The sequence below is a fragment of the Paenibacillus sp. V4I3 genome (assembly GCF_030817215.1).
Classification (GTDB): Bacteria; Bacillota; Bacilli; order Paenibacillales; family NBRC-103111; genus Paenibacillus_E.
On the sequence record NZ_JAUSZA010000001.1, the window covers coordinates 6,455,903 to 6,478,476 of the forward strand.

A 22,574-nucleotide genomic window follows, 5' to 3' on the forward strand; every position below is an offset into this window, starting at 1 on the left:
CGCTGAGTCATTCAGCAGCCTCCACCTTTTAACGCTGATTATTTTCCACCGTTATTCTTGTACTGCTCGTTGAACTCGTCGATGATTTTTTGGCCGCCGTCATTTTGCCACTTTTTCACTGCCGACTGGAAGCCTGCCTCGTCAATTTTGTTCATGATGAACTGGTACGTAGCGTCTTTAATTTGATCCTGAAGCCGGGCACCCTTTTCATTGAACGTTTTGGAGTCCAGGGATACGGATAGGTCCGTTACCATAAATTTAACAGCTTCATTTGAAAGGTTATTGGCCTTCTCTAAAGCAGGCAGAGAGTAGAAGCTAGGTGTTATGTTAGTTGTCTCGTACAGCGCCATGTTCAGATAAGGTCTTACTTCCTTCTCAATCAGCTTGCTGTCCGTGGAAGGAACTGCTTTACCGTCTTTCAACGTATAATGCTCATCCTTGAGACCGTATTTGAGCAGATCGGCTATTTCAGGAGAGTAGAATTTATCCATGACACCAAGGATGTTCTTCAATTCCTGTTCGGATTTAACGGATGATTTCGGGAAAAGCACAACAGTTCCGTAGCCCGAAAGCCCCCAGGTAGTGTTCTTACCGTCAACGCCCTTAATGTCGTTGGTTACCTCGTACTGCGCTTCCGGTATGTTTTTCACCGTTTTCTCTTGGAAGCCTTTGACATCGCCCATCGTCCCAATATAGAGTCCTGAGCGGCCGGTGTACATCAGATTCTGCTGATCCGTTTTGCTCGTAACCGGGAAATCCTGGTTGATCAGGCCTTCATCGCGGAGCTTCTTCATAAACTTCATCGTGTCAAGGTATCCCTTAGTCATGAAGTCGGGGACTAACTTGCCGTCTTGAGTTCCCCAACCATTCGGTGTTCCGAAGTACATAGAGAGAGTTTTGAAGGCGCCGTACACTAAATCGTTACGGTCAGAAATGGGGATCGTTTTACCGCCGCCGGCAAAATCCGCTTCTTTGAACTTCTTCAGCATGTTGTATAGCTCGTCTACCGTTTTTGGCGCGGAGAGTCCAAGCTTATCGGCCCAGTCTTTCCGGTAGATCAAGCCCGCACGAGCCGGTTGTCTTTCCTGGTACAGAGAGTAAATTTTCCCGCTAACGGCTGTATTATTAAGAATTTTCTGATTCAAGCTCTTGAGGTTCGGATAATCCTTCAGGTAAGGACCGAGTTCCCAAAACTGGTTATTCTTGATGGCATCGCGCATAAGGATAAAGGAAGCCGCGTTCTTCAAGTAAACAACCTGGGGCATGGAACCCGTTGCGAAAGCAGCTTGGAACTTCTCATCATAGGACCCGTCCGGTACCCATTGAATGTCCAGCTCGGAATTTGTTTTTTGCTCAAGAACCTTCTCAAGCTTATCGGAAGGAACCTCGGTCGTTTGCAAATCGGCCATGATACTGATTTTAACAGGACCCTTCGGTGCTTCGCTTGTTGCTTTTGCCGCTTCGGAGCCCGAGTCGGTTTTACTGGCGCATCCGGCCAACATGGAAACCGCCGTCAGTGCGGAAAGGATAATGGCGACATTCTTCTTTGTCATCTTGTGGACCTCCTTGAATTGGTGGTGATGGATGTTGATGGCTTAATCATAATGAGAAGCGCAGGTTACGTATATAATCATGAGATTTGAATGTGATTTTACAGGCGATACTTGACCTTTTATAATCTGATGATTATTTTTAATTTGAAGTGATTATCGCGATCCAGTTCTGTTTAAGGGAAATCCAGGACGCTATTTAGGCAAAATAGAGGACCACGGTTCCCTCTCGCTGGCTCAAAGGGCTATTTTCAGTGAAATAGCGCCCTATAGTTCCCTTAGCTGCGCGAATGTTAAAAAAACGGCCGTATAAAACTCCTCAAACGAGCTTTATACGACCGTATTCGTAATTATTGCTCTTTCACCCGGAACCAGTCGACGTCCATATAACCTCCCCCTGGAAGTCCTTGCTGCTGCAAACAAAATAATCCGAGCTTCGCGCCGACCCAACCGCCCGGCACCGCGATGAAACGGTCGCCGATCAGTACGAAGTGATCGCCATCCACACTATACGCGAACGAACACTCCGCCTCCGGCACAATGGTTACTTGGAAATAAACGGTGTTCACACCAGCCGGAAGTTCAATTTTTTCCATTATTTCTTCTTCCGAGCCATCCTTACTCCCTCTTCCCTGAACATAAGTAAGCAGGAACCGTTCTTCATCTTGACTCATCGCCATATACCGGTATTCATGCCCAAATACAGTAAAACCGGCTCGATCCCCTGCTGTTCCAGGCCGGAACGTCAGCTTTGCCGTCGCAGTGAATGCGGGGGCTGGAAGCTTCTGACACAGCACGTTAGGCGTTTGATAAAGCGTCGTTACGCCAATCGGCAGAGGATCGGCATATAAACGGAGCTTACCTGGGCTATCTTTTAAGGAATACCATGAAGGCTTCCAGTTCGCCTGCCACTGCCATTGCAGACCCAGAGTCGGCGATTCGAATTCGTCGCTCGTAGACGGAACGGTAATCGGATACTCGCGTCCAACATTCGGCTTCTTATGCACCAACACAGGCTCTCCGATCCCATCATCGTTCGAATCGATGCCCATTTCAGGCCAGTCGTTCTCCCAACGGATTGGCTGCAGGTGGACGATACGCCCGTATGCTTCCCGATCCTGAAAGTGCACGAACCACGATTCCCCGGAATTCAATTCGACGTAACCGCCTTGATGAGGTCCATTAATCGCAGTGTCTCCTTGATGAAGTACAATTCTGTCCTCATAAGGTCCTGTAATGCTTTTGGAACGAAGTATCGTCTGCCACCCGGTAGGAACACCCCCTGCAGGTGCAAAAATATAGTAATATCCGTTGCGTTTATACAATTTTGGTCCTTCCATCGTCGGATGGTCAGCTTCCCCATCAAAAATGACCTCGCCATCGTCCAGCAGCCCTTTGCCGTCCGCACTCATACGGCATAGCTTAAGCTTATGCTTGATTCCAGTTCGGCTTTTCGCAAATGCGTGTATCAAGTAAGCCTCACCGTCCTCATCCCAGAATGGACATGGATCGATCCAGCCCTTGACCTCCTTCACCAGATGAAGCGGCGTCCACGGTCCTTTTGGATCCACGGCAGTCGTCATATAGATACCCTCATCCGGCGCGCTGAAGAAGATCCAAAACTTACCACCATAAAACCTAATGCTTGGAGCCCATACCCCATCCCCGTGCCGCACCACATTGTCATAACCGCCGGGCAGCCGGTCCACGGCATGCGCGATAATCTGCCAGTTGACAAGATCCTTGGAATGAAGAATCGGCAAGCCGGGTGAACTGTTGAAGCTCGATGCTGTCATATAAAAATCTTCACCGACGCGAACTACGTCCGGATCCGAATAATCGGCGTAGATAACAGGATTCCTATAATATCCGTTTCCCAAATCGGCTGCCCAAATGCAAGAGTTATCTTGCATACTTTCCATTTTCTTTTCCATTTCCGTTTCCCCTTTCTATTTCACCTGTGCTACTATGTACAAAAAAGAGATCAAATCCGTGATGTTTCATTAGTTAATGAAAGGACGCTTCCCCATGAGTGAACGAATCGGACAAAAGTATACGACCAATGACCAGCTTTTCGCCATTCAGCAGCTGCAGCAAACGGGCTATTCCATCATGCCTCGCCCGCATGTGCATACAGGTTTTGAACTGTATTATTTGCTGCAAGGCGAACGTGTCTACTTTATCAACGGCAAGATATTCACTGCTCAAAAAGGCGATACGGTTATTGTGGTCCCTGGTGATTTGCATTCGACGGCAAGCTCCCAGGTCGAGCACGTGGAGCGAGTGCTCATTCAATTCGATCCCCGATTCATTCCACAGCCCGAGCGACAAGTGCTGGAGCTCCCTCCTTTTCTCGAATCCACGCTTCTGCGCGTTCCGCTAAAAGAACAAGATGAGCTAGAGAATTCGCTTCTGTACATGCTTACCGAATGCAAGGAGCATCAGGCCTTTTACGAATCCTATATCCGGCAGCTTCTGATCGGTTTGCTCATCCGCCTCCACCGTATCGGCTCACTAGCCGATAATTCGGCTGAGTCTCAGCATCCGATGCACCAGAAGGTCTCTGAAATAACGGCCCACATTCACACCCATTTTAGCGAGCCGATCACACTCGAGCAGTTAGCCGGGATCTTCTTTATTAGCCCGTCGTATTTAAGTCGTGTTTTTTTGAAGCTAACAGGCTTTCATTTAAGCGAATATATCCGAATCATTCGGGTACGCGAAGCTCAAAAGCTGCTGAGAACAACGACAGCCAAAATTCAGCAGATCGCCGAACACGTCGGCTTCGAACATATTTCCCATTTTAATAAAACGTTCAAGAAGGTAAGCGGCTGCTCGCCGCTGCAATATCGGAAGCAGCACGTCAGAAGTTAAGCCGGAAAGAAATCTCATCCTTCCCTTCCAATTCAATTCCTTCTGTCCTCTCCCCCGTTACAACCAGTAGGGAGCCGACTTCTTGCGCTCCTTCTACGGTTAAGTCTTTTATTCGAACACCTTGCGCTTGATGAAGTCTTATCGGCGGGCCTTGTCGAAGCTTCAACTCAGTCCCCTCAAGCAGCAACCGCTTGACGTTATGGCAAATGACTCCTTGCACCGAGGAAACGCGATAATTGCGCAGGGTAACATCCTCCAGCGGCATTTCAGCCAAACCATTGACTAGGAAAGCCTTATCCGCGCCGGTGCAAACGATATCTGAAATGACAATTTGTCGGAAAACCGGTGTTTGTTCAGAAATGGGATGCATCTCCTCTTGTGCCGAACCAGAACCTTCTACACCCTCATAGAACAAATGGAAAGAGATGGCCTCCCCTACGATATCCATCATGCGGATGCGCTCGATCCTTATCCGCTCAACAATGCCACCGCGTCCTCTGGCGCTTTTGAACCGCAAGCCGATATCGGTTCCAATAAACGTGCAGTCCGTAACATGGATATCGCTGACGCCGCCCGACATCTCACTTCCGATAACGAAGCCTCCATGCCCATGGTATACTGTACATCGACGTATGGTCACATATCGGCTCGGCATGCCAAGCGCGCGTCCCGCTTCATCCTTGCCTGATTTGATGCATATAGCATCGTCACCGACATCGAACGTACAGTCCTCCACCAGCACATAGCGGCACGAATCTACATCCAAGCCGTCTCCATTCTGAGCGAACCAAGGATTTCGCACATTGACCCGACGTATTGTAATATGTTCCGATGCCCAAGGATGCAGGTTCCAGGCGGCAGAGTTTTGGAAGGTAGCTCCTTCCAGCAGAATACGGCTGCATCGGCGGAAACTAAGCAGATTCGGACGCAAATATTCGCGTGCAGGCAAATAAGCCTGCGGATCCTGCTCACCTGATTGAATCAGCTTCTCGACTAGTTCTGATCCCTGCATGGCAGCTGCAGAAGGCCACCAAATCCCCGCTGATTCATCGATGACCCCGACGCTATTCTGGAGGCGGTTCCAATCTTTCTCCGTCATCTTCCACTTCTTTACAGGGCGCCAAGCTTCCCCGCCGCCATCGAAAATACCGTCACCGGTAATAGCGATATCCTCTAGACCCTCTGCATCCAGCGGAGATTGGCAGCGAACGACCGGCTTCCCTTCAAAGTGTGAGTGCAGCAGGGGATAATCCTCGAAACGCTTGCTGAACAATACAGTAGCTCCTGCCTCCGTATGCAGCTCCAGTCTGCTCGTCAGCTTGAGCGGACCGGTCAACCACAAACCGGCAGGAATGATTAGCCTCCCGCCCCCGGCTTCAGCTACCTCCTGAATCGCCGATCGGAACGCCTCCGAGTTGTCCGTTTGCCCATCCCCGACAGCACCAAAATCGGTCAGAGTAAACGTACGGTCCGGAATACGAGGAAGCATCACCTCTGGCATTGCGCTGTATGTTTGGTTCACAATTTCCGTTTGATTCATCTAACAAACCCCTTCCTGTCCAAACATATTCACATTTCAAATCACACATTAAATTATAGAGCAAGATACCGCTCATTTTCTTGCTACATCCATGACACAAAATCCAAAAATTATATATAATTGTCCAACATAGAAAGAAAAACGGACAGGACGGACCTGCCCGCTTTTCCATTCCATTATTTATTACCCTCATTATGCGGAACTTTAACCTCGGCAACAGCCGTCATCTGGTTTCCTGCCAGATCCGTCACCGTATACGTAATCCGATAGATGCGGCCCTCTCCTTTGCCTGAGCGCTCAGCCCGCAGCAGGAAATCCGTATCCGAGATTCCATAGGCGGCACCTTGAATATCTTCCGGCGTATCTCCATCGCCCAAGCCGTTGTCAAGCTCATTGCTTGTAATCGAGGTCAGCACGATCGTACTGACGCCGGAACCCTCATCCTGCCCGTAAACATTCATATGGACGGATACCAGCTTATGATTCGCAGGCGATAAAGAGATATGCTCCGGAATCACTTCCAAAGTCGGCGCCGCTGTGTCGATATTGCTCACGACAGCCGTTGCCGTTCCTTTATTTCCCGCTTCGTCTGTAAACTCAAAAGTAAAGCTGCCGTTGGTCAGGAAGGTATAGCTGTACGATCCGTTGTTATTTGTTACAAATGCAGGTTCACTTGGCTCCATTGTCACCGTAACAGGTTGATTTGTCGCCTGTGTCGTGCTGTAGGTAACGATAGCCGACGGTGGCACACGGTCAGGTTCTAACTCAAAGCTTATCGTGTAAATGCGCTGCGTTCCATCCTCCGCAGTCACCTTCAACTCGGCCTTGCCTGGCAGCTTATCCGCCTGTACCATTTGAACAGTTGACGTAGCTGCGTTTACATTTGCACTAACCTGAGGTACGGTTGTCGTTCCATAAGGCAGTGTGACGATATAATCGTGCTTCTGCTTCGTAAAGTCCGCCAGTTGCGTGCCGTTTATCATCATGCCGGTTAAAGCTGCATTGCTGTTCAATAGCCGAGTACCTTCTGACGCAGGATTCCAACCGTCATTACCGGCAAGAACCTTTGTCACTGTGTACTGTGCAGCCTCCTCCTTCGTTAATTGCTTTGTCCAGGAAAGCCGCCCCGCCGGGTTGGCTCCCGATCCGTAACTCAAGTATTCGCCGTAATCAGCAGTGGCTTCGTTTGCGGCATTGCCCCAGTTATTCCAGCCTGCAGGCCGGATATGGTCACCCATAAAGTTATTGATATATACCACATTCGCGTAAGGTCTCCATGGTCTTCCCAGATCTACTTGCCCGCTAAGCCCCGCATCCGCCGTCAGCCTACTGTTCACAAAGACATAGCCCTTTGCTCCCTGAGGCGTAGAGGCTGCGGTCACATAGCCTGGTGCTTTGCTGTGAATAACCGCACGATCGAACACGGCTGTTGCTGAACCGAAGATGAAATCGACTGAGCCGTCGATATAGCTGTCAACGAAGTATTGTCTTCCTATGCCATCTGCCAATAACGTATCCTGGAAGCCGACAAGCCGGACATTCCGGAATTGCTGGCAGTCTCCTCTGGCTTGCAAAGCTACCGCCTGGCCCGCCGTCAAGCCCGCATCGTTTTCAATCGTCAGATCCTGGGCCACAAAATTGTTCGCTTGCGCGCTTAAGGTATAACTGCCTGAAGTGCCGATCGTACCGCCGCCAGGTGCAGGCTTGCTGGCCGAGTCGTTATAAATGATTTTCGTAAGCTCCGGACCGTCGCCGACAAGGCTAATGTTGGTTTTTCCGGTGCCGATGAGAACCTTCTCCCGATATTCTCCAGCTTTCACACGAATAACGATACGGGATGGATTATTGTTCGGAATGGAATCAACGCCCGCTTGAACCGTGCTGAACTGCCCGCTCTGATCCTTCGCTACCGTAATTACCTGAACCGCATCAGCCTTCACCTGTGCCGAGCTATAGCTTTCTCCATTGGCATTGACGGCCGTAACGATGTAGAAATAAGTCTTCCCTTGGGTTAGCCCATTATCGGCATATCGGGTGCCGGCAACCGTTTCGGCCACAACCTGATACGGGCCGCCCTCGACTTCACTTCTTTTGACGCGGTAAGCAGCCGCACCCTGTGCGGGGTTCCACACAACGCTAACCTCCTGATTCGCGCTGTTTACTGCCTTCACTGCAGCCGGGGCTGCTGGAATTCCAATATCCTCCACAGGTCGTCCGGAAACAACGGCGGATTCCAAGCTCGTTTCTTTTACGCCCGAGGCCGTCACTTTATAATAATAAACATTGCCGTTTTCAAGCCCCGTATCCGTATAGTTTGTTGAGGTTACCATCGGTTGAAGGGTTATGTACGGTCCCTCGAAAGCCGAAGCGCGTTGAATGGTATAGGTCGAAGAGCCATCCACTGCGTTCCAACGAAGCTCAGCCTGACCGTTGCCCCATAAAACATTTATCGCAGGAGCGGCGACTGGTGCAGCTGGCTGATCTTGAACCGGTTCGGAATTCTGGCCTTCTCCTCCGACACTCTTGGCGGAAACCACATAATAGTACGTCGTCCCATTGCTCAGTCCGCCATCGCGATATGAGGTAGCTGTACTTTCAGCAACTTTCGTGTAAGGACCATCGGCTGACAGGCTTCGCTTAACAATGTAAGAGACCGCATTATTTACACTGTTCCAGCTCAAATCTATTTGACTGTTTCGTACGATCGGTACAAGCCCTGCAGGAGCTTCAGGTTTTTCCGCTGACTGTGACGGCGCTACCTTCACCTCGTTGGACGGAGCGCTTTCACCGGAAGCGCCTGCTCCTGTAACTACATAATAATAGGCCGTTTCGTTCTGAAGTCCTGCATCGATATAGGATGTAGCCGTAATACCGGAGGCTACCGTTTGATAAGGACCTCCGCTGGCCGTGCTGCGTTTTACGGTGTAGGACTCAGCTCCTTGCGCCGCATCCCAATTCAATTGAATCTGTGCGTTACCCGGTACCGCAGCCAATCCCTTCGGAGAAGCTACCGGCTCTACATACACCTTCACGTTATCCCAATAGGGGCTGCCTGTTCCGGAGCCCGGCGTGGAAAAATGAATGCGGCCTATTCCCTTTGCCTTCGTATCCGCCAGCGCCGTGCTGAGGAAGTCGATCTCCGGAGTCGCGGCCGGAACATTATCCACATAAATTTTTGCTTTACCCGTCAAGATGTTCGCTTCGATCTTGATATTCGTCCAACGGTTTAATGGCGGCTGCTCGTTTGTCACCTTGATATACGTACCGCCATTATTGATGACAAACACGTTATTGCTTTCATTTGCAGGTTTGCGGATTTCCAATGACAAAGGCGTTTTGCCGCCATCCGGCGTTTGCAACTGAAACAGGCCGGCCGAGCCAATCATCGATTGCTGCATGTAATCCGCTTCGATGATAACTGTGCCCTTTTGCGGAGTAAAGCTTTTCGCTGTCCGGGTGTTAACCGAGCCTGTATCATATAGCTGCATCGCTTTGGATGAGTTATTCCCCGCACTTGTCCCAGGAACCGTCTGTGTGATCACTTTATTCGTGGCTGTCATCGGAATGGGATTAATTAATGTGTACCCAGTCGGCATCTCTCCGATGGCATCTCCTTCGAAATCATCCGCAACGAGCCAAACGACCTCTGGTGCACCGGTAGGAGTGACGTTGACCTCCTTTGAATCGAAGCTTTCACCTTGTGCATTTACAGCACTGATGACATAATAATACGTTTTGCCAGGTGTTAAATTCGAATCGGTAAAAGACAGTGAAGCAACGTTGGTCATAATCGTCGTATAAGGACCGCCAGGAATATCGCTTCGCTTGATATGATAACCGGTTGCTTCACTTACAGGGGACCAAGCCAGCACCGCCTTGTTTTCTCCTGCTGTTGCCGCCTGCGCCTGCGGTGGCATTGGAAAGTCTGCAGCAAGCGTATGAAGCTCCACACCGCTGAATACAGACGTGTTGTACTTATTAATGTCATCTGGCGCCTTCGAGGCGTCTGCCGCTAACCCGAAATAGACGGTTTCCGCCATTGGTATATCAAGGGATCCGATCTGCTTCCAGTTTGTCTTGTCTGAAGAAATCAAGCCCGTCAGCTGGCTGCCGATTCGAACGAGCTTCACCCAATATGGGGTTGCAATGAAATCTTCCGGCTCGATTCTCGCCGACTCTTCGCCCGTCGACGAACGGCTGATCATGACGCCTTTTTCCCCCATTTTGACATAAGGGATCGAGAGCATCGCCATCTTGGAGGAAGCATTCAGCGATTCACGGACCATGACACCTGCCTCCGCATTATCGTCGGTAGGCGTTACGTGCTCGATTCGCGCAATAATCTCGCCGTTCCCTGTCAACGGCTGATAAGCGAAGTGGAACGAATCCGCGGTTCCTCCAATATCGCCGGCCGATTTCACCGTGACGGCCTGCGCATCGCCTCCCAGCTGCGTATGGCCAGGAATGCCGACATTGCCAATATCTTGCGATTGCCACGGAGTAATCGGGCCGCTCGTGTTCACATGAACTGCGACATTGTCTGAGTGGGTGGACAGCCCCATGGTATCAGTAGCGCGAACGACAAGGAAATGAGTGCCGTCCGTTACGTTACTCCAATCAAAGCTGTACGGAGCCGTCGTATCCTCTGCTACTTTTGCTCCATCAATAATCAGTTCAGCCTTGGCAATACCATCGCTATCGGAGGCGGCTGCCTCCACCGTAATTTGGCTTCCGGCTTCCTTCAGGCTATTGTTCACCGGCGAGGTGATGGAAACGGCCGGATTATCCGTATTTTTGTTACTGGCGGATCCTTGAACAATCAAGTCGTTGAGATATACCTCCAGATTCGTGTACCCTTCCGGTGATAGGTTCGTTGCGTTCCGATCATCGGCATTGGCAGGAGACAATCCCTTTGCAGCTTCCCACACATCGTCCATGCCGTCGTGGTCCTGATCGACTATGGCGGAGATGACCTCCGGGTAATCGGGATAACCGCCTATCTCACGCGGAGAATTAATATGCTGCCCTGTGCGGTGTATCACATCTTGAATAACCCTAGCATCGTAGGCATCACGCTTGGGCAAGGTGGCTCCCACATTCGCGAGCACATGCTCATAAGCAGCTTGCGCCGATTCGGAGATGTATCCGCCGTTAACGGCTACCGGCGCAGAAAGCTTCGATGCCGGGTTCTCAACCGATAGAACTCCCTTCCAGTTTTCGGCCGTTACGGAAGAATCCCCATCCATCATATTGCCGTTAATGTACATTTTGCTTGGAGAGCTTAACTCGCCGAACAGCAAATTACGAACGTTAGAATAAGTGCTAGGCCCAAACTTATAATAGTTATTGTTCAAATTATACTGTCCGTCACCGCCGCCGTAAGTGGACATAAATCCCCAATTGTAAATGATATTGTTGGATGCCTCCGTAATATCCGGGTACTGGACGATGACCGTTGGAAATCTCGGATTCCGGCTCACACTATGGGCAATCAGGTTATGGTGATACGTTGCTTGATTGCCTCCCCAGATGCCTCCATACCCGTGACGGCCTTTATGGTGAGATGTCATGAGCATGCTCTCTGCGGAGATTGACCACTGCACGGTCGTATTGGCATTATCGTACAAGCTGACGACTTCATCGACTGACCAACTGAATGAACTGTGATCAATGATAATGTCTTTATGGTAACGGACCCCGAACGCATCATCCTCGCTCGGATAACGGTCGCCTAAGCGAAACCTCATAAACCTTATGATCACATTGTCCGCTTCAATAGTCGTCGTATAGTCAGTTACCGTAATGCCGTCACCAGGAGCGGTTTGCCCTGCGATAGTCAAATTCGAGCCTCTAATCTTTAGACTTTCTTTGAGACGGACAGTGCCTCCGACACGGAACACGATGGTCCGATTGCTCTGACTAACCGCGTCGCGCAACGAGCCTTGAATCGGTGTTTCGTTACTCTTGTAATCATCGAGTGTAGTAACTTCATATACCACTTGCCCTCGGCCGCCGCTCACATATTTGCCGCCTCCTTCAGCTCCCGGAAAAGCCGGGAGTGGTTCCGCCGCAGACGTATTGACAGCGTTTACAGGAAAAGCTGCAGCAAGCATCGATGCAATTAAAAGCTTCGACAACCACTTATTCATCAAAATACCCCCTTACGAGTGAATTCACGTGGGACCTCCGAATGCATGTAAGAAACGAACGTCCACCTGATGGCTTAATCATAATCAGGAGCCCCTAGTTACGTATATAATCTTGGGATTTGTCCGCACTCTAACTGGGGATAAAAATCCTTTTCAAATCCGATGATTATTTTCGCTTTGCAATGATTATTGCCTCTAAAAAGGAAAAAGATCGCCAACTATCTGACCAGTATGGCCCAATAGGAAGCAATCTTTTTGGGATTACATAAGTTAATTGTTCGGGAAGATTTCACTGTACTCGAAATAGTCGAAATCCGCATGATTCGTACTGGGCTGCCCGTTGGAACTTGCATACATTCCAAGATAAGCACCGGTAAAGCCTCCAGCCACATCACTGCTAAGAATTCGGCCATCGGCGCAATCGTATAAGAGCTCCCACTGCTCAGAATTCGTAGCAAAATAAAAACTATAATTCTGCTCAATCGCTTCGACCATGAGATACAATCTCCCGGTTGCCTGGTGCGGACGTAGGACAAGCATCTCTTCCGCGCCCGCTTCTCGCTTGATCAGGCGAAGGACTCCTTCTCCATCGATCAGCGCCGACTCCAAGCGATATTGGTAATCTTCATTTTGCAGAAGCACCAGACCAGCCACTTCCCCTTCAGTAAGAGGAGTAAATTCTAATGCAGTGCGCGCGGCAAAATTGATATGCTGCTGCCTCCTGCCTATGAAGCTTGGATTCGTCACTTTCGTGATCGTCTCAGGCTTCAGTCGTAGACGCAGGTGACCTGGCCGCTCCGACAAGCTCCAGAAATCCCCCCGTGGCGTGCGGATAAAATTCCATCGATCGCCAAGGATCGCTGCATCAAAATGATCGCAGGCTGCGAGCCACGGCCATCGGCACAATGGCAAATTCGGCATCGGCAGCTCGAACTCAACGATTCCTTTACCCGGATTCACCACCGGCCATCCGTCTTCCCAGACGAACGGCACGAGGAATGTCTCCCTACCCAAGTTACGGTAATTTCCCCCGTAAGGGCGAGATCCCAGACAAACGAGATACCACTCGCCGTTCTGGGTTTCAATGAAATCCGAATGACCCACATTTACGATAGGATAGTTGCGACCGAGATGACGGTGTGTCAGAATCGGATTTGTTTTCGCCACCTCATATGGGCCAGTTATGCTTTTACTGCGGGCGATTGTGGTTGAATGCGTGTGGCCCGTTCCACCCTCGGCAACGACCAAGTAGTAATATCCGTTAATCTTGTAAAGATGCGGCCCTTCCGTCGCATGAATTTGTTTAAGGGCCCCATCCCATAAGCTGTATGTCGGTCCTGTCAGCTGCTCCTCTTGCAAATCCAATTCTTGCAGCCAGATTTCCACGTGCTTCTCATATTGCTGCCCTTCAGGCGGCTTGCGATTGCCCGTATAGTAGACCTTCCCGTCATCATCAAAAAATAAAGAGGGATCAATGCCGACGGCTCCGGGCAACCAGACAGGATCTGACCACGAGCCTGCCGGGTCCTTGGCGGTGACATAAAAGTTCCTCCGTTCGCCAGTCGCGCTAACGACAAACGTCGATACTACGTAAAATATTCCGTTAAAATAACGGATTGTCGCAGCATAAATCCCCCTAGAGGATGGTGTGTCGTCCAGATTTAGCTGCGAAGGACGATCCAGGACATGACCAAGCTGCCGCCAATGAATCAAGTCCTTGCTGTGAAAAACCGGAATACCCGGATAATACTCGAATGATGAGGTGACCATGTAATAATCTTCACCAACACGGCAAATCGAAGGGTCCGGGTAAAAGCCCGGTAAAATGGGATTTCGAAATGTTTTCATGAAAATTCCTCCGCTTTTCTATCGTTACTTCTTGTATTGTTGGTTAAATTCGTCGATGATTTTTTGGCCGCCGTCGTTTTGCCACTTTTTCACTGCAGCCTGGAAGCCTGACTCGTCGATTTTGTTCAAAATGAACTGGTAAGTGGCATCTTTCATCAGATCCTGAAGTCTGGAGCCCTTTTCATTGAATGCTTTGGAATCCAAGGATATGGTAGGATCAGTAATCATAAATTTTACGGCTCCATTCGAGAGCTTGATGGCTTTCTCAAAAACAGGAAGAGAATAGTACGCAGGCGTAACATTGGTTGACTCGTACAGTGCCATATTCAGATAGGGCCTTACTTCCTTCTCAATCAGCTTGCTGTCCGTGGAAGGAACTACTTTGCCATCCTTCAATGCATAATGCTCGTCCTTGAGACCGTACTTGAGAAGATCGGCTATTTCGGGTGAATAGAACTTATCCATGACGCCCAAGATACTCTTGAGCTCCTGTTCGGAGTTAATGGAAGATTTCGGGAAAAGCACAACAGTTCCGTAGCCTGAAAGCCCCCATGTAATATTCTTGCCGTCAACGCCCTGGATATCGTTCACTACCTCATACTCTGCTTCCGGAACGTTTTTTACCGTCTTCTCTTGAAGTCCTTTGACATCGCCCATCGTCCCAATATAGAGTCCTGAGCGGCCGGTAACCATCAGGTTCTGCTGATCCGTTTTGCTCGTAACTGGGAAATCCTGATTGATCAGGCCTTCATCGCGGAGCTTCTTCATAAACTTCATGGTGTCAACATAACCCTTGGTCATGAAATCAGGAATCAATTTGCCGTCTTGAACTCCCCAGCCGTTCGGTGTTCCGAAGAACATGGAAACGGTTTTGAAGGCGCCGTAAACAAGATCATTACGGTCAGACAGTGGGATCGTTTTTCCGCCGCCGGCCAAATCAGCATCTTTGAACTTCTTCAACATAGTGTATAGCTCGTCTACCGTTTTTGGTACAGAGAGTCCAAGTTTATCGGTCCAATCCTTCCGGTAAATGAAGCCCGCACGAGCCGGCTGTCTTTCCTGATAGAGGGAGTAAATTTTCCCTCCAACAGCCGTATGATTAAGAATTGTCGGATTCAAGTTCTTCAGGTTTGGATAATCCAACAAGAACGGACCGACTTCCCAAAACTGATTATTCCTAACGGCGTCACGCATGAGGGTAAAGGAAGCCGCGTTCTTCAAATAAACAACTTGAGGCAGAGAGCCCGTTGCAAAAGCAGCTTGGAATTTCTCATCATAAGAACCGTCAGGCACCCATTGAATTTCCAGTTCGGAATTTGTTTTTTGCTCAAGAACCTTCTCAAGCTTATCGGAAGGAACCTCGGTCGTTTGCAGATCAGCCATGATGCTGATCTTAATCGGACCTTTGGGAGCTTCATGTTCTGATTTAGTTGTTTCAGCACTTGAGTCGATCTTATTGGCACATCCGACTATCAGGGAAACCGCCGTTAAAGCGGAGAGCAATATGGCGGTATTTTTCTTTATCAATTTGCGGTCCTCCTTAATCTGGGTGATTGATGTTCATAGCTTAATCATATTAATTAACACAGGTTACGTATATAATCATGTGATTAGGCCGCAGTTTTACAGGGGTTGCAGGCCTTTTTATTATCTGATGATTATTTTCATTTTGAAGTGATTATTGCCCCTAACGGGCTTTTTCATTAGAATAGAGTAACCGGCTGAACCAGATACCGGCCAAGAAAGGAGTGCAGATTATGCTGCGTGAACAAAGCTTTTACACCAAGCTCGTGTTATTCAGTTGCGCTATCTGCATTATTCCTCTTCTGGCGCTTGGTTTCTTTTCTTATATGAAATCATCGCATTCGATTCAACAACATGTCAATCTAGGCAATGTGCAGCTTATGGAACAAACGAGCAGCAATTTGGAGCAAACTTTGCAGACGTTGGACTATTCCCTCAATAACTTCATCAATTCAACCTTAATGCTGGACGCTTTGTACAAGCCCATGACCACCTATGATTTTCAGGCCTATAATGCCATTCGTAAAGAGCTTTCGTACCAGCAGTCCTCAAAGACCATGGTAACGGATATCATTTTGGTAAATTCAACCGAGAATTGGGTGATCACGAACACGGGATTGTACAATTTAAATGAATACGCTTACAAAAATTCATTACTCCTCTACTCGAATTTGCCATTCAATTCAAACTGGCTGCTTCTGCCGAACAATTCCCTAGGAGCTGCAGATACGGAAAGCTCCGGCTGCAAATACATGATTACTTTGATTAAAAAAATGCCCTTACATACTTCGGAAAAAAGGGGCCTATTATTTGCCGCTATCCCGCAGTGTCGTTTAGCAGCCCTCATGGGAGCTCCTTCGGATTCACAAAATGTGATGGTGCTTGACCAAAGCAATCGGATCATCATCCATTCGGATGAAGCTAAGGTCGGGCAATTCGTAACGGAATCGGGCATCATACCAGAAACGGATCTCGCCCTCTTGGCGGGGAAATCCGGGCAATTCCTATCCAAGTCGAATGACAAAGACTCTACGATTACTTTTATTCGATCTGAGTTTAACGGTTGGATCTATGTTTCGGTAACGGATATTGCTGTTACGAATAAGGAAGCACGAGCCATTGGCTGGTTTACTCTCTACGTGCTATTGGGAATCATTGGGCTAAGCATTTTCTTCGTCTGGTTTGGGAGCAGAAGAATGTACTTCCCTATTCACGGGATACTGAAAGGCATCGCAGATCGACTTCCCAATTCCGACAAGCCCCATAAGAACGAGTTACTATTCATTGACGAACATCTCAGAGATTTGTTTGCTTCTAATTCCAAGCTTCATGGAGAGCTTTACCAAACCGGGATGCAAGTACGCAGCTTTTTTCTTGCCAAGCTGTATCAGGGAAACGTCGGCAACAGAGAACTTGAAGAAAGTCTTGAACGCTTCGGCTATTCGAAGCAGATTTCCTCCTGGAACAATCTTGCCACGCTTACCCTGCAGATCGACCTACTGAAGGAAACGCGGTATGAACAGGCGGATTTGGATCTGCTTTTGTTTGCTATTAAAAATATTATCGAGGAGCTGATCCCGGGCGATAGCTGCTTATCCCCGGTTATCGTTGAACAAACACTAACTACGACGATAGGCTGCTCCGGCCTCACGACTGAAGCATTCTGTAACCAGCTCTATCAATGGACGGAAGAGATCCAGCGAATGATCCGCAATTATTTGGAACTCGACGTCAGCATCGGGATAAGCCTGCCCTTCACCCATATTCGCAAAGCTCCAAGAGCTTATCAGGAAGGACTTGAGGCTTTGAAGCGCAGGCTCACGTTGGGGGAAGGCGTCATTATCCCCTATGCGAGTATCAATGCAGGAAAACATACGCTTATCTATGCATACCCGAAGCTTCAGGAGAACGAGCTTATCGATTCCATCAAATTGGCAAATGAGGATCGATCTTTCGTTGTGCTTAACCAATGGCTGAAAGAAGTTTTCCAAAAAGAACGATCACCTCACGAATATCAGATTTCCTTAGTTCGTCTATTGAATAATTGTATGATCGTCATGCAGGAAGCAGGAATTCGACTTGAGCAGCTAAATCTGCAAGAAGGCTCGTTATATGAGGAGCTGCTTCAGCTCTATGTTAGCTCAGAAATCGAAGCCTGGTTCAAGGATCGAATTATTCTGCCCATGATTCAAGTTTTCCGGGACCGGCAGGAATCCCAATACCAGAACTTGTCCGAACAAATCATCGATATCATTCATAAGGAATACGAGCGAGATTTAAAGCTAGAAGAATGTGCTTCACGCATGCATTATAACGTCTTCTATTTAAGCAGTGTTTTTAAGAAAGAAACGAATATGTCTTTTAGTGAATACCTAGCTGACTATCGCTTCCAAATCTCCAAGAAATGGCTGGTAGAAACGAATTTGCCCATCAAGGATATTGCCGAGAAACTAACTTACACGAATGCCCAAAACTATATCCGCTTCTTCAGAAAGCTGGAAGGAATGACTCCTGGCCAATACCGTACCCAGTTCTCTGCGCAAAATAAATAAGTATGGTATTTTGATTATGTTGAACTGGTGGGTCTGATCGGTCTTGAGGGCATAAAAAGCATGAGGTTCTCATCCCTCATGCTTTTTATTTAATTTCTATCCAGTTACATTTCTATTGACAACCGCCCATCTCGAACATCATCATGATGCCTTGCAAAGAATTTATTAGACGCTTCTGATAACCGATTATAAAGCTTCATTACCCGTAGCTCCTTTGTAATGATGCGTATGTGGTCTCGCACCATTTACTGTCGTAAAACCTTCAAAGTAATGGATATGCCCACCACTCGGAACATCAATTGCCGGGCCTGTTACCCCTTGAATGACATGAGTGTGCCCATGATTTATTGATGTTACGGTGTAATAACGATGTACATGGGGGACACCTGTTGGAGCTGGTTCGGTAACACCCACATATTGATGAACGTGTCCATCGTCATAAGAAGTCACACCTGAAAAAGGGTGAACGTGATACACGGGGCGACCGTCCCAAGAAGTAATATAGAGACCATGGGAATGTTCGTTCCCAGAGTCACTCGGGTGAAGAACGAATCCTTTAACAGGGATTTTTTTCAATGTAGCAGCTCCTTTTAATTTGGTCTGGTATTAAATTATGTCAATAAACCTATTTGTGATATAGGCATTCGTACAATCGTTTGGCGATATAACTATATCTCAGACGAAAACGAAGAAGCCTGCAAATCACTTGAACTTTGATTTGCAGGCTTCTTTTTGATTATCTGAAATTGTCAATCTAGTGCTTAAATGATTATTCACCCATGATTTCTCTATGGTAACCTCACGGTCGGTAGCTGTTGTGTAATCGGAAAGTCTAACATTAGATTTGTTTTTTTTCATATCGTCCAAATTCAGCATATTGAGCCTCTCTCTTTCAAAACCGTTTTAAGCATACACCTCACTAAGTGCTTCCACGGAAAGCATTTTTCCCGTTCTCGACGATACGGCTGCAGCATGCACCAAGCTTTGTGACTTCAAATAATCTCTTCCGTTTGGTCTTGGCTCCCGCTTTTCCTTCAAAGCAGCTAGAATTCATCGATCGACAGCACGTTTCCTACCCCGTCAAAGGTGTACACTTCATCGGCTTTTCCTTCCTTCATAAGCTGCACTTGGTTGCTCGTTACCACAATCGCGCCTTCCGCTCCTTCGAAACGCCAATCTCCATACCATTCTGTCAGCTTTCCCTTGGCCATCATGCTGCCGTGATAATCCACGACCGTCCCGCCGTCAAAGACGCGATCTCGTTAATCGCAGTGTGAATGTGAGGAGGCGTAACATTAATGACGAAATCGGGGCTCTCGCTGTTGATCGCTTCTTCCAAAGACGAATAAAACGGGGTTTCCGGATCGATCGTTCCCGCATCTGAGCGTTCGCTTCAACAACGCAAACCGCGTGCACGCCCGCATGACGTCTCAGTTTCTTTTCGCAAGGCCCACAATCAATATACCTACGTACCGTAATTATTGAATTAATTGACCATCTCGAAAACGCACAATACGCTTCACCTGCTTCGCAATGAAGTATCCGATTCATACCATCAAATATTTATTCAAAAAGTCGTTACGAAACTTTCCGTGGGGATCATAATGAAGGAGCAGTTGTCGGAAGTCTGGCAGCTTCTCGTAGAGCGGCTTCAACTGAGCGGGCTGCATGGTAAATAGCTTCCCCCAATGCGGACGAGCGCGGAAAGGCGCAAGTTGCTTTTCGATCATCGGCAGTACTTGTTTGACTGCCTCCCAATTCGGCTTCCACGTAAAATGAATAGCAACTGAATCCTGATTGTAATTAGGGCTCATCCACAAATTGTCTTTTGCAATAGTACGAACTTCAGAAACATAAAGGTGTGGCGAGATATGCTCCCGTATTCCATTAAGCGCATTCAATGCCTGATAGGCATCTTGTCGCGGCACGAAATACTCGCTTTGCAGCTCCTCTCCAGCACTCGGAGTGAAATCCATACGAAAGTGCGGCAATCTCTCGTGCCATGGTCCCGCAATGCACATCTGCTCGCTGCAATTCTCCGCTGTATGTCCTGGCACTGGATGCCGAGGTGAAGTTGCTAATTGCGCACCGAAAAACTCAGGTGCCACCTGATCAGAGACTTGATCAGTTAGTTTCCGCTTTAGCCAGACTTGATTGAAATTCGCATTTTTCCAATCGGTAAATAGACTAACACTATAAGCACTGGAAAAAATATCGTCAAAGTGCTCATTTAGCTGCATTAGAGACAGATTATCATATACATGCTGACTCATTTGAAATGTTGGGATCACATCCAGTGTAATTTTAGTGACTATGCCCAATCCTCCAAGCCCAACGATTGAACCTGCGATGTCTTGTTTCTCGCGGGAGAATACAGCCACGTCCCCATTCGCCTGAACGACTTCCATAGAATCAACCACTGTAGCAAGATTCCCATTCCGATCACCAGAACCATGCGTTGCCGTAGCGCATGCACCAGCAACGGTTATGTGTGGCAGCGATGCCAAATTGTGAAGCGCATAACCATGGTTATGTAGGTGCTCACATAGCTCTCCATACCGGATTCCGGCTTCAACAGTTACCTTATTTTGTACTGTATCTAATGCTACCACTCGGTTAATGTTCTGAAGCGAAAGAAGGATTTCGTTACAATCGGCGATGCTATTAAACGAGTGCCGTGTGCCAAGCACCTTTATTTGCTTACTGCGAGCCACTAATTCCTGTACTTGTTCCACACTTGTGGGAATATGGAGTTCAGAGGTACTATACCTGTAGTTGCCAGCCCAGTTCCAAATATTATTCATATCTTCACACGCCTTCGAAAGTATTTATAATTTATTATTACCAAAATTCCAATCACTTTTAAGCATGCCATATACAATGTGGTCAATGTATTGGTCGTATAAATATTCAGCTTCACGGATTCGACCTTCATTCGTAAACCCTAATTTCTCTGGAATCGACCTGCTTTTTAGGTTCTTAACTCCGCATCTTATTTCAACTCTGTTTAAACCTAATTCGTCGAAGGTATAATCAACTAATCTTTTGCAAGATTTAATCATAATTCCATTACTCTGAAACTTTTCACCTAACCAGTAACCAATACTGGTTTTTTTATTAGCCCAATCAATAGAATGATATCCGATACATCCTACGATTTCGCCTTTATACCATATTGCTGTATGGAATCCATTGTTTGAAGCATGTTGATTTTGACAGAATTGTATAAAGGATTTCGTGTTCTCTACACTCAAAGTCCCATCAACCCACGGTAGCCATTCTCTAAGATAACGTCTAGAATCATCTGTTAATGCAAATAATCTTTCTGAATCGTCTTGTTCAAGTAATTTAAGCATCTTATCATCGTCAATTTTAAAGAGCATTTTATCCCTCTTTTCAATATCCATTTAATGTAATTACCCCAGCATAAAAGATTACAATAACTATTAGAGATAGAACGATTAAACATATTAAGCCAAAACTAACCATCTTGACCTATGTAGGCAAATCTAACCCAGAAATGAATAACCTCTATCCGGTGCATCGCTTTTACCGCGGCCTCTTAAGCTAATAGAAATATTTTGCCTGGTTTCAAATGACTCAAATGGAAATTCTTCGGCGCTACCAAGCATTCCTGGGACATAAACTAAAGGAGTATTCTCACTTACTTTACTACTAATCAGGTAATTAATTTTAATTCCATCATTTAGTGCAAATTGTGAGTCCATCAAACTACCACCTCAAATTCATTATACACAATGCTATTTATCCCTACTTTATTATCCTTGAGTGTTCTCGTCACTTTTGTATTCTAAAATATCTCCAGGTTGGCATTCTAATGCTTTGCAAATTGCTTCTAAAGTTGAAAGCCTAATTGCTTTTGCCTTTCCATTTTTCAATATAGAAAGGTTAGCCATTGTTATTCCAACCCTCTCCGAAAGTTCTGTTACGCTCATTTTCCTTTTAGCCAACATCACATCAATATTGATTATCATCGACATTGTTTTCACCTCACACTATTAAATCATTTTCAGATTTTATATCTACGACTTCTTTTACAAGTCTTTGGAGGACGCCAACAAAGGTTGCGATTACGCTTGAAGCAATAGTGGAATATAATCCCAGCGCTATGACTCCTGCTCTGTCACCTTCAATAAATATAGCGACGAATACGATTCCTACTACAATAAAGGCACTTATTGTGATTGCACAGCGATTGATAACCTTCAAAGCTCTAACAGATAATTCCGAGAAAGAATTGTTTTTATCAATGTAAATTAAAAGTTTAAATACTTGATACAACGCGATGAAAAATGGAATAGACAATAAATAAGCAGATAGTAAAAAGGGATATTGCAAGTAAGCAGTCACTGGATGCGCTTCTGCATCTCTACTGGCTATCTCAGGCAACAAAAATATACATAAAGCAAGTGCCACAATTCCGATAAGAATAATAACTCCCTTTAGGAAAAAAGTTGCCCATCGGTTCATAAAAAACACCTCACTAATAAATTGTAATACGTTACTTAACGTTTTC

At 47.2% G+C, this 22,574-nt stretch carries 15 protein-coding genes; 2 read left to right on the forward strand and 13 right to left on the reverse strand.

The window, feature by feature from the left end; genetic code table 11:
• Positions 1-38 precede the first annotated feature (38 nt).
• Together QFZ77_RS29850 and QFZ77_RS29855 are read right to left on the reverse strand one after the other, a co-directional pair.
• Positions 39-1,553 carry an extracellular solute-binding protein gene (locus tag QFZ77_RS29850; protein ID WP_307445230.1) on the reverse strand — a complete coding sequence of 505 codons (1,515 nt, stop codon included), beginning with the start codon at positions 1,551-1,553 and terminating at the stop codon, positions 39-41.
• A 347-nt stretch (positions 1,554-1,900) separates the two neighbouring features.
• Entirely contained in the window at positions 1,901-3,484 is a 1,584-nt protein-coding gene (locus QFZ77_RS29855; protein ID WP_307445232.1) for a glycoside hydrolase family 43 protein, read from the reverse strand.
• A 94-nt stretch (positions 3,485-3,578) separates the two neighbouring features.
• Between QFZ77_RS29855 and QFZ77_RS29860 the strand changes: the two genes are divergently transcribed.
• Positions 3,579-4,424 carry an AraC family transcriptional regulator gene (locus QFZ77_RS29860; RefSeq protein WP_307445234.1) on the forward strand — a complete coding sequence of 282 codons (846 nt, stop codon included), beginning with the start codon at positions 3,579-3,581 and terminating at the stop codon, positions 4,422-4,424.
• On the opposite strand, the gene QFZ77_RS29865 is transcribed toward QFZ77_RS29860, so the two are convergent.
• The 4 genes from QFZ77_RS29865 to QFZ77_RS29880 all read right to left on the reverse strand — a co-directional run bounded on the left by QFZ77_RS29865 (position 4,414) and on the right by QFZ77_RS29880 (position 15,488).
• Positions 4,414-5,964 carry a glycoside hydrolase family 28 protein gene (locus QFZ77_RS29865; protein WP_307445236.1) on the reverse strand — a complete coding sequence of 517 codons (1,551 nt, stop codon included), beginning with the start codon at positions 5,962-5,964 and terminating at the stop codon, positions 4,414-4,416. The two genes, QFZ77_RS29860 and QFZ77_RS29865, sit on opposite strands and share 11 nt — an antisense overlap.
• 176 nt (positions 5,965-6,140) lie before the next feature.
• Entirely contained in the window at positions 6,141-12,113 is a 5,973-nt protein-coding gene (locus QFZ77_RS29870; RefSeq protein WP_307445241.1) for a pectinesterase family protein, read from the reverse strand.
• A 270-nt stretch (positions 12,114-12,383) separates the two neighbouring features.
• Positions 12,384-13,961 carry a glycoside hydrolase family 43 protein gene (locus QFZ77_RS29875; RefSeq protein ID WP_307445243.1) on the reverse strand — a complete coding sequence of 526 codons (1,578 nt, stop codon included), beginning with the start codon at positions 13,959-13,961 and terminating at the stop codon, positions 12,384-12,386.
• A gap of 24 nt (positions 13,962-13,985) precedes the next feature.
• Complete coding sequence (locus QFZ77_RS29880; RefSeq protein ID WP_307445246.1) at positions 13,986-15,488, reverse strand: extracellular solute-binding protein; 1,503 nt, start codon at positions 15,486-15,488, stop codon at positions 13,986-13,988.
• Between the two features lie 230 nt (positions 15,489-15,718).
• On the opposite strand from QFZ77_RS29880, the gene QFZ77_RS29885 reads away from it, so the two are divergent.
• On the forward strand, positions 15,719-18,037 hold the full coding sequence (locus QFZ77_RS29885; protein WP_307445248.1) for an AraC family transcriptional regulator: 2,319 nt from the start codon (positions 15,719-15,721) through the stop codon (positions 18,035-18,037).
• A gap of 186 nt (positions 18,038-18,223) precedes the next feature.
• On the opposite strand, the gene QFZ77_RS29890 is transcribed toward QFZ77_RS29885, so the two are convergent.
• The 7 genes from QFZ77_RS29890 to QFZ77_RS29920 form a co-directional block, all read right to left on the reverse strand.
• The gene (locus QFZ77_RS29890; RefSeq protein ID WP_307445251.1) at positions 18,224-18,613 is read right to left on the reverse strand and encodes a YmaF family protein; all 390 of its coding nucleotides are present in this window, start codon (positions 18,611-18,613) and stop codon (positions 18,224-18,226) included.
• Positions 18,614-19,080: 467 nt separating this feature from the next.
• Positions 19,081-19,269 (reverse strand): hypothetical protein, encoded by a 189-nt coding sequence (locus QFZ77_RS29895; RefSeq protein ID WP_307445252.1) that lies wholly within the window; start codon positions 19,267-19,269, stop codon positions 19,081-19,083.
• 315 nt (positions 19,270-19,584) lie between these two features.
• Positions 19,585-20,841: an FAD-binding protein gene (locus QFZ77_RS29900; RefSeq protein ID WP_307445255.1), complete on the reverse strand. Its 1,257-nt coding sequence runs from the start codon at positions 20,839-20,841 to the stop codon at positions 19,585-19,587.
• Between the two features lie 24 nt (positions 20,842-20,865).
• Positions 20,866-21,444, reverse strand: a complete 579-nt coding sequence (locus QFZ77_RS29905; protein ID WP_307445256.1) for a GNAT family N-acetyltransferase — start codon at positions 21,442-21,444, stop codon at positions 20,866-20,868.
• Positions 21,445-21,546: 102 nt separating this feature from the next.
• Positions 21,547-21,765, reverse strand: coding sequence for an alpha/beta fold hydrolase (locus QFZ77_RS29910; protein WP_307445260.1), 219 nt, complete (start codon positions 21,763-21,765; stop codon positions 21,547-21,549).
• 51 nt (positions 21,766-21,816) lie between these two features.
• Positions 21,817-22,038: a helix-turn-helix domain-containing protein gene (locus tag QFZ77_RS29915; RefSeq protein ID WP_307445264.1), complete on the reverse strand. Its 222-nt coding sequence runs from the start codon at positions 22,036-22,038 to the stop codon at positions 21,817-21,819.
• A gap of 10 nt (positions 22,039-22,048) precedes the next feature.
• Complete coding sequence (locus tag QFZ77_RS29920; protein WP_307445267.1) at positions 22,049-22,528, reverse strand: DUF2975 domain-containing protein; 480 nt, start codon at positions 22,526-22,528, stop codon at positions 22,049-22,051.
• Between the last annotated feature and the right edge of the window lie 46 nt (positions 22,529-22,574).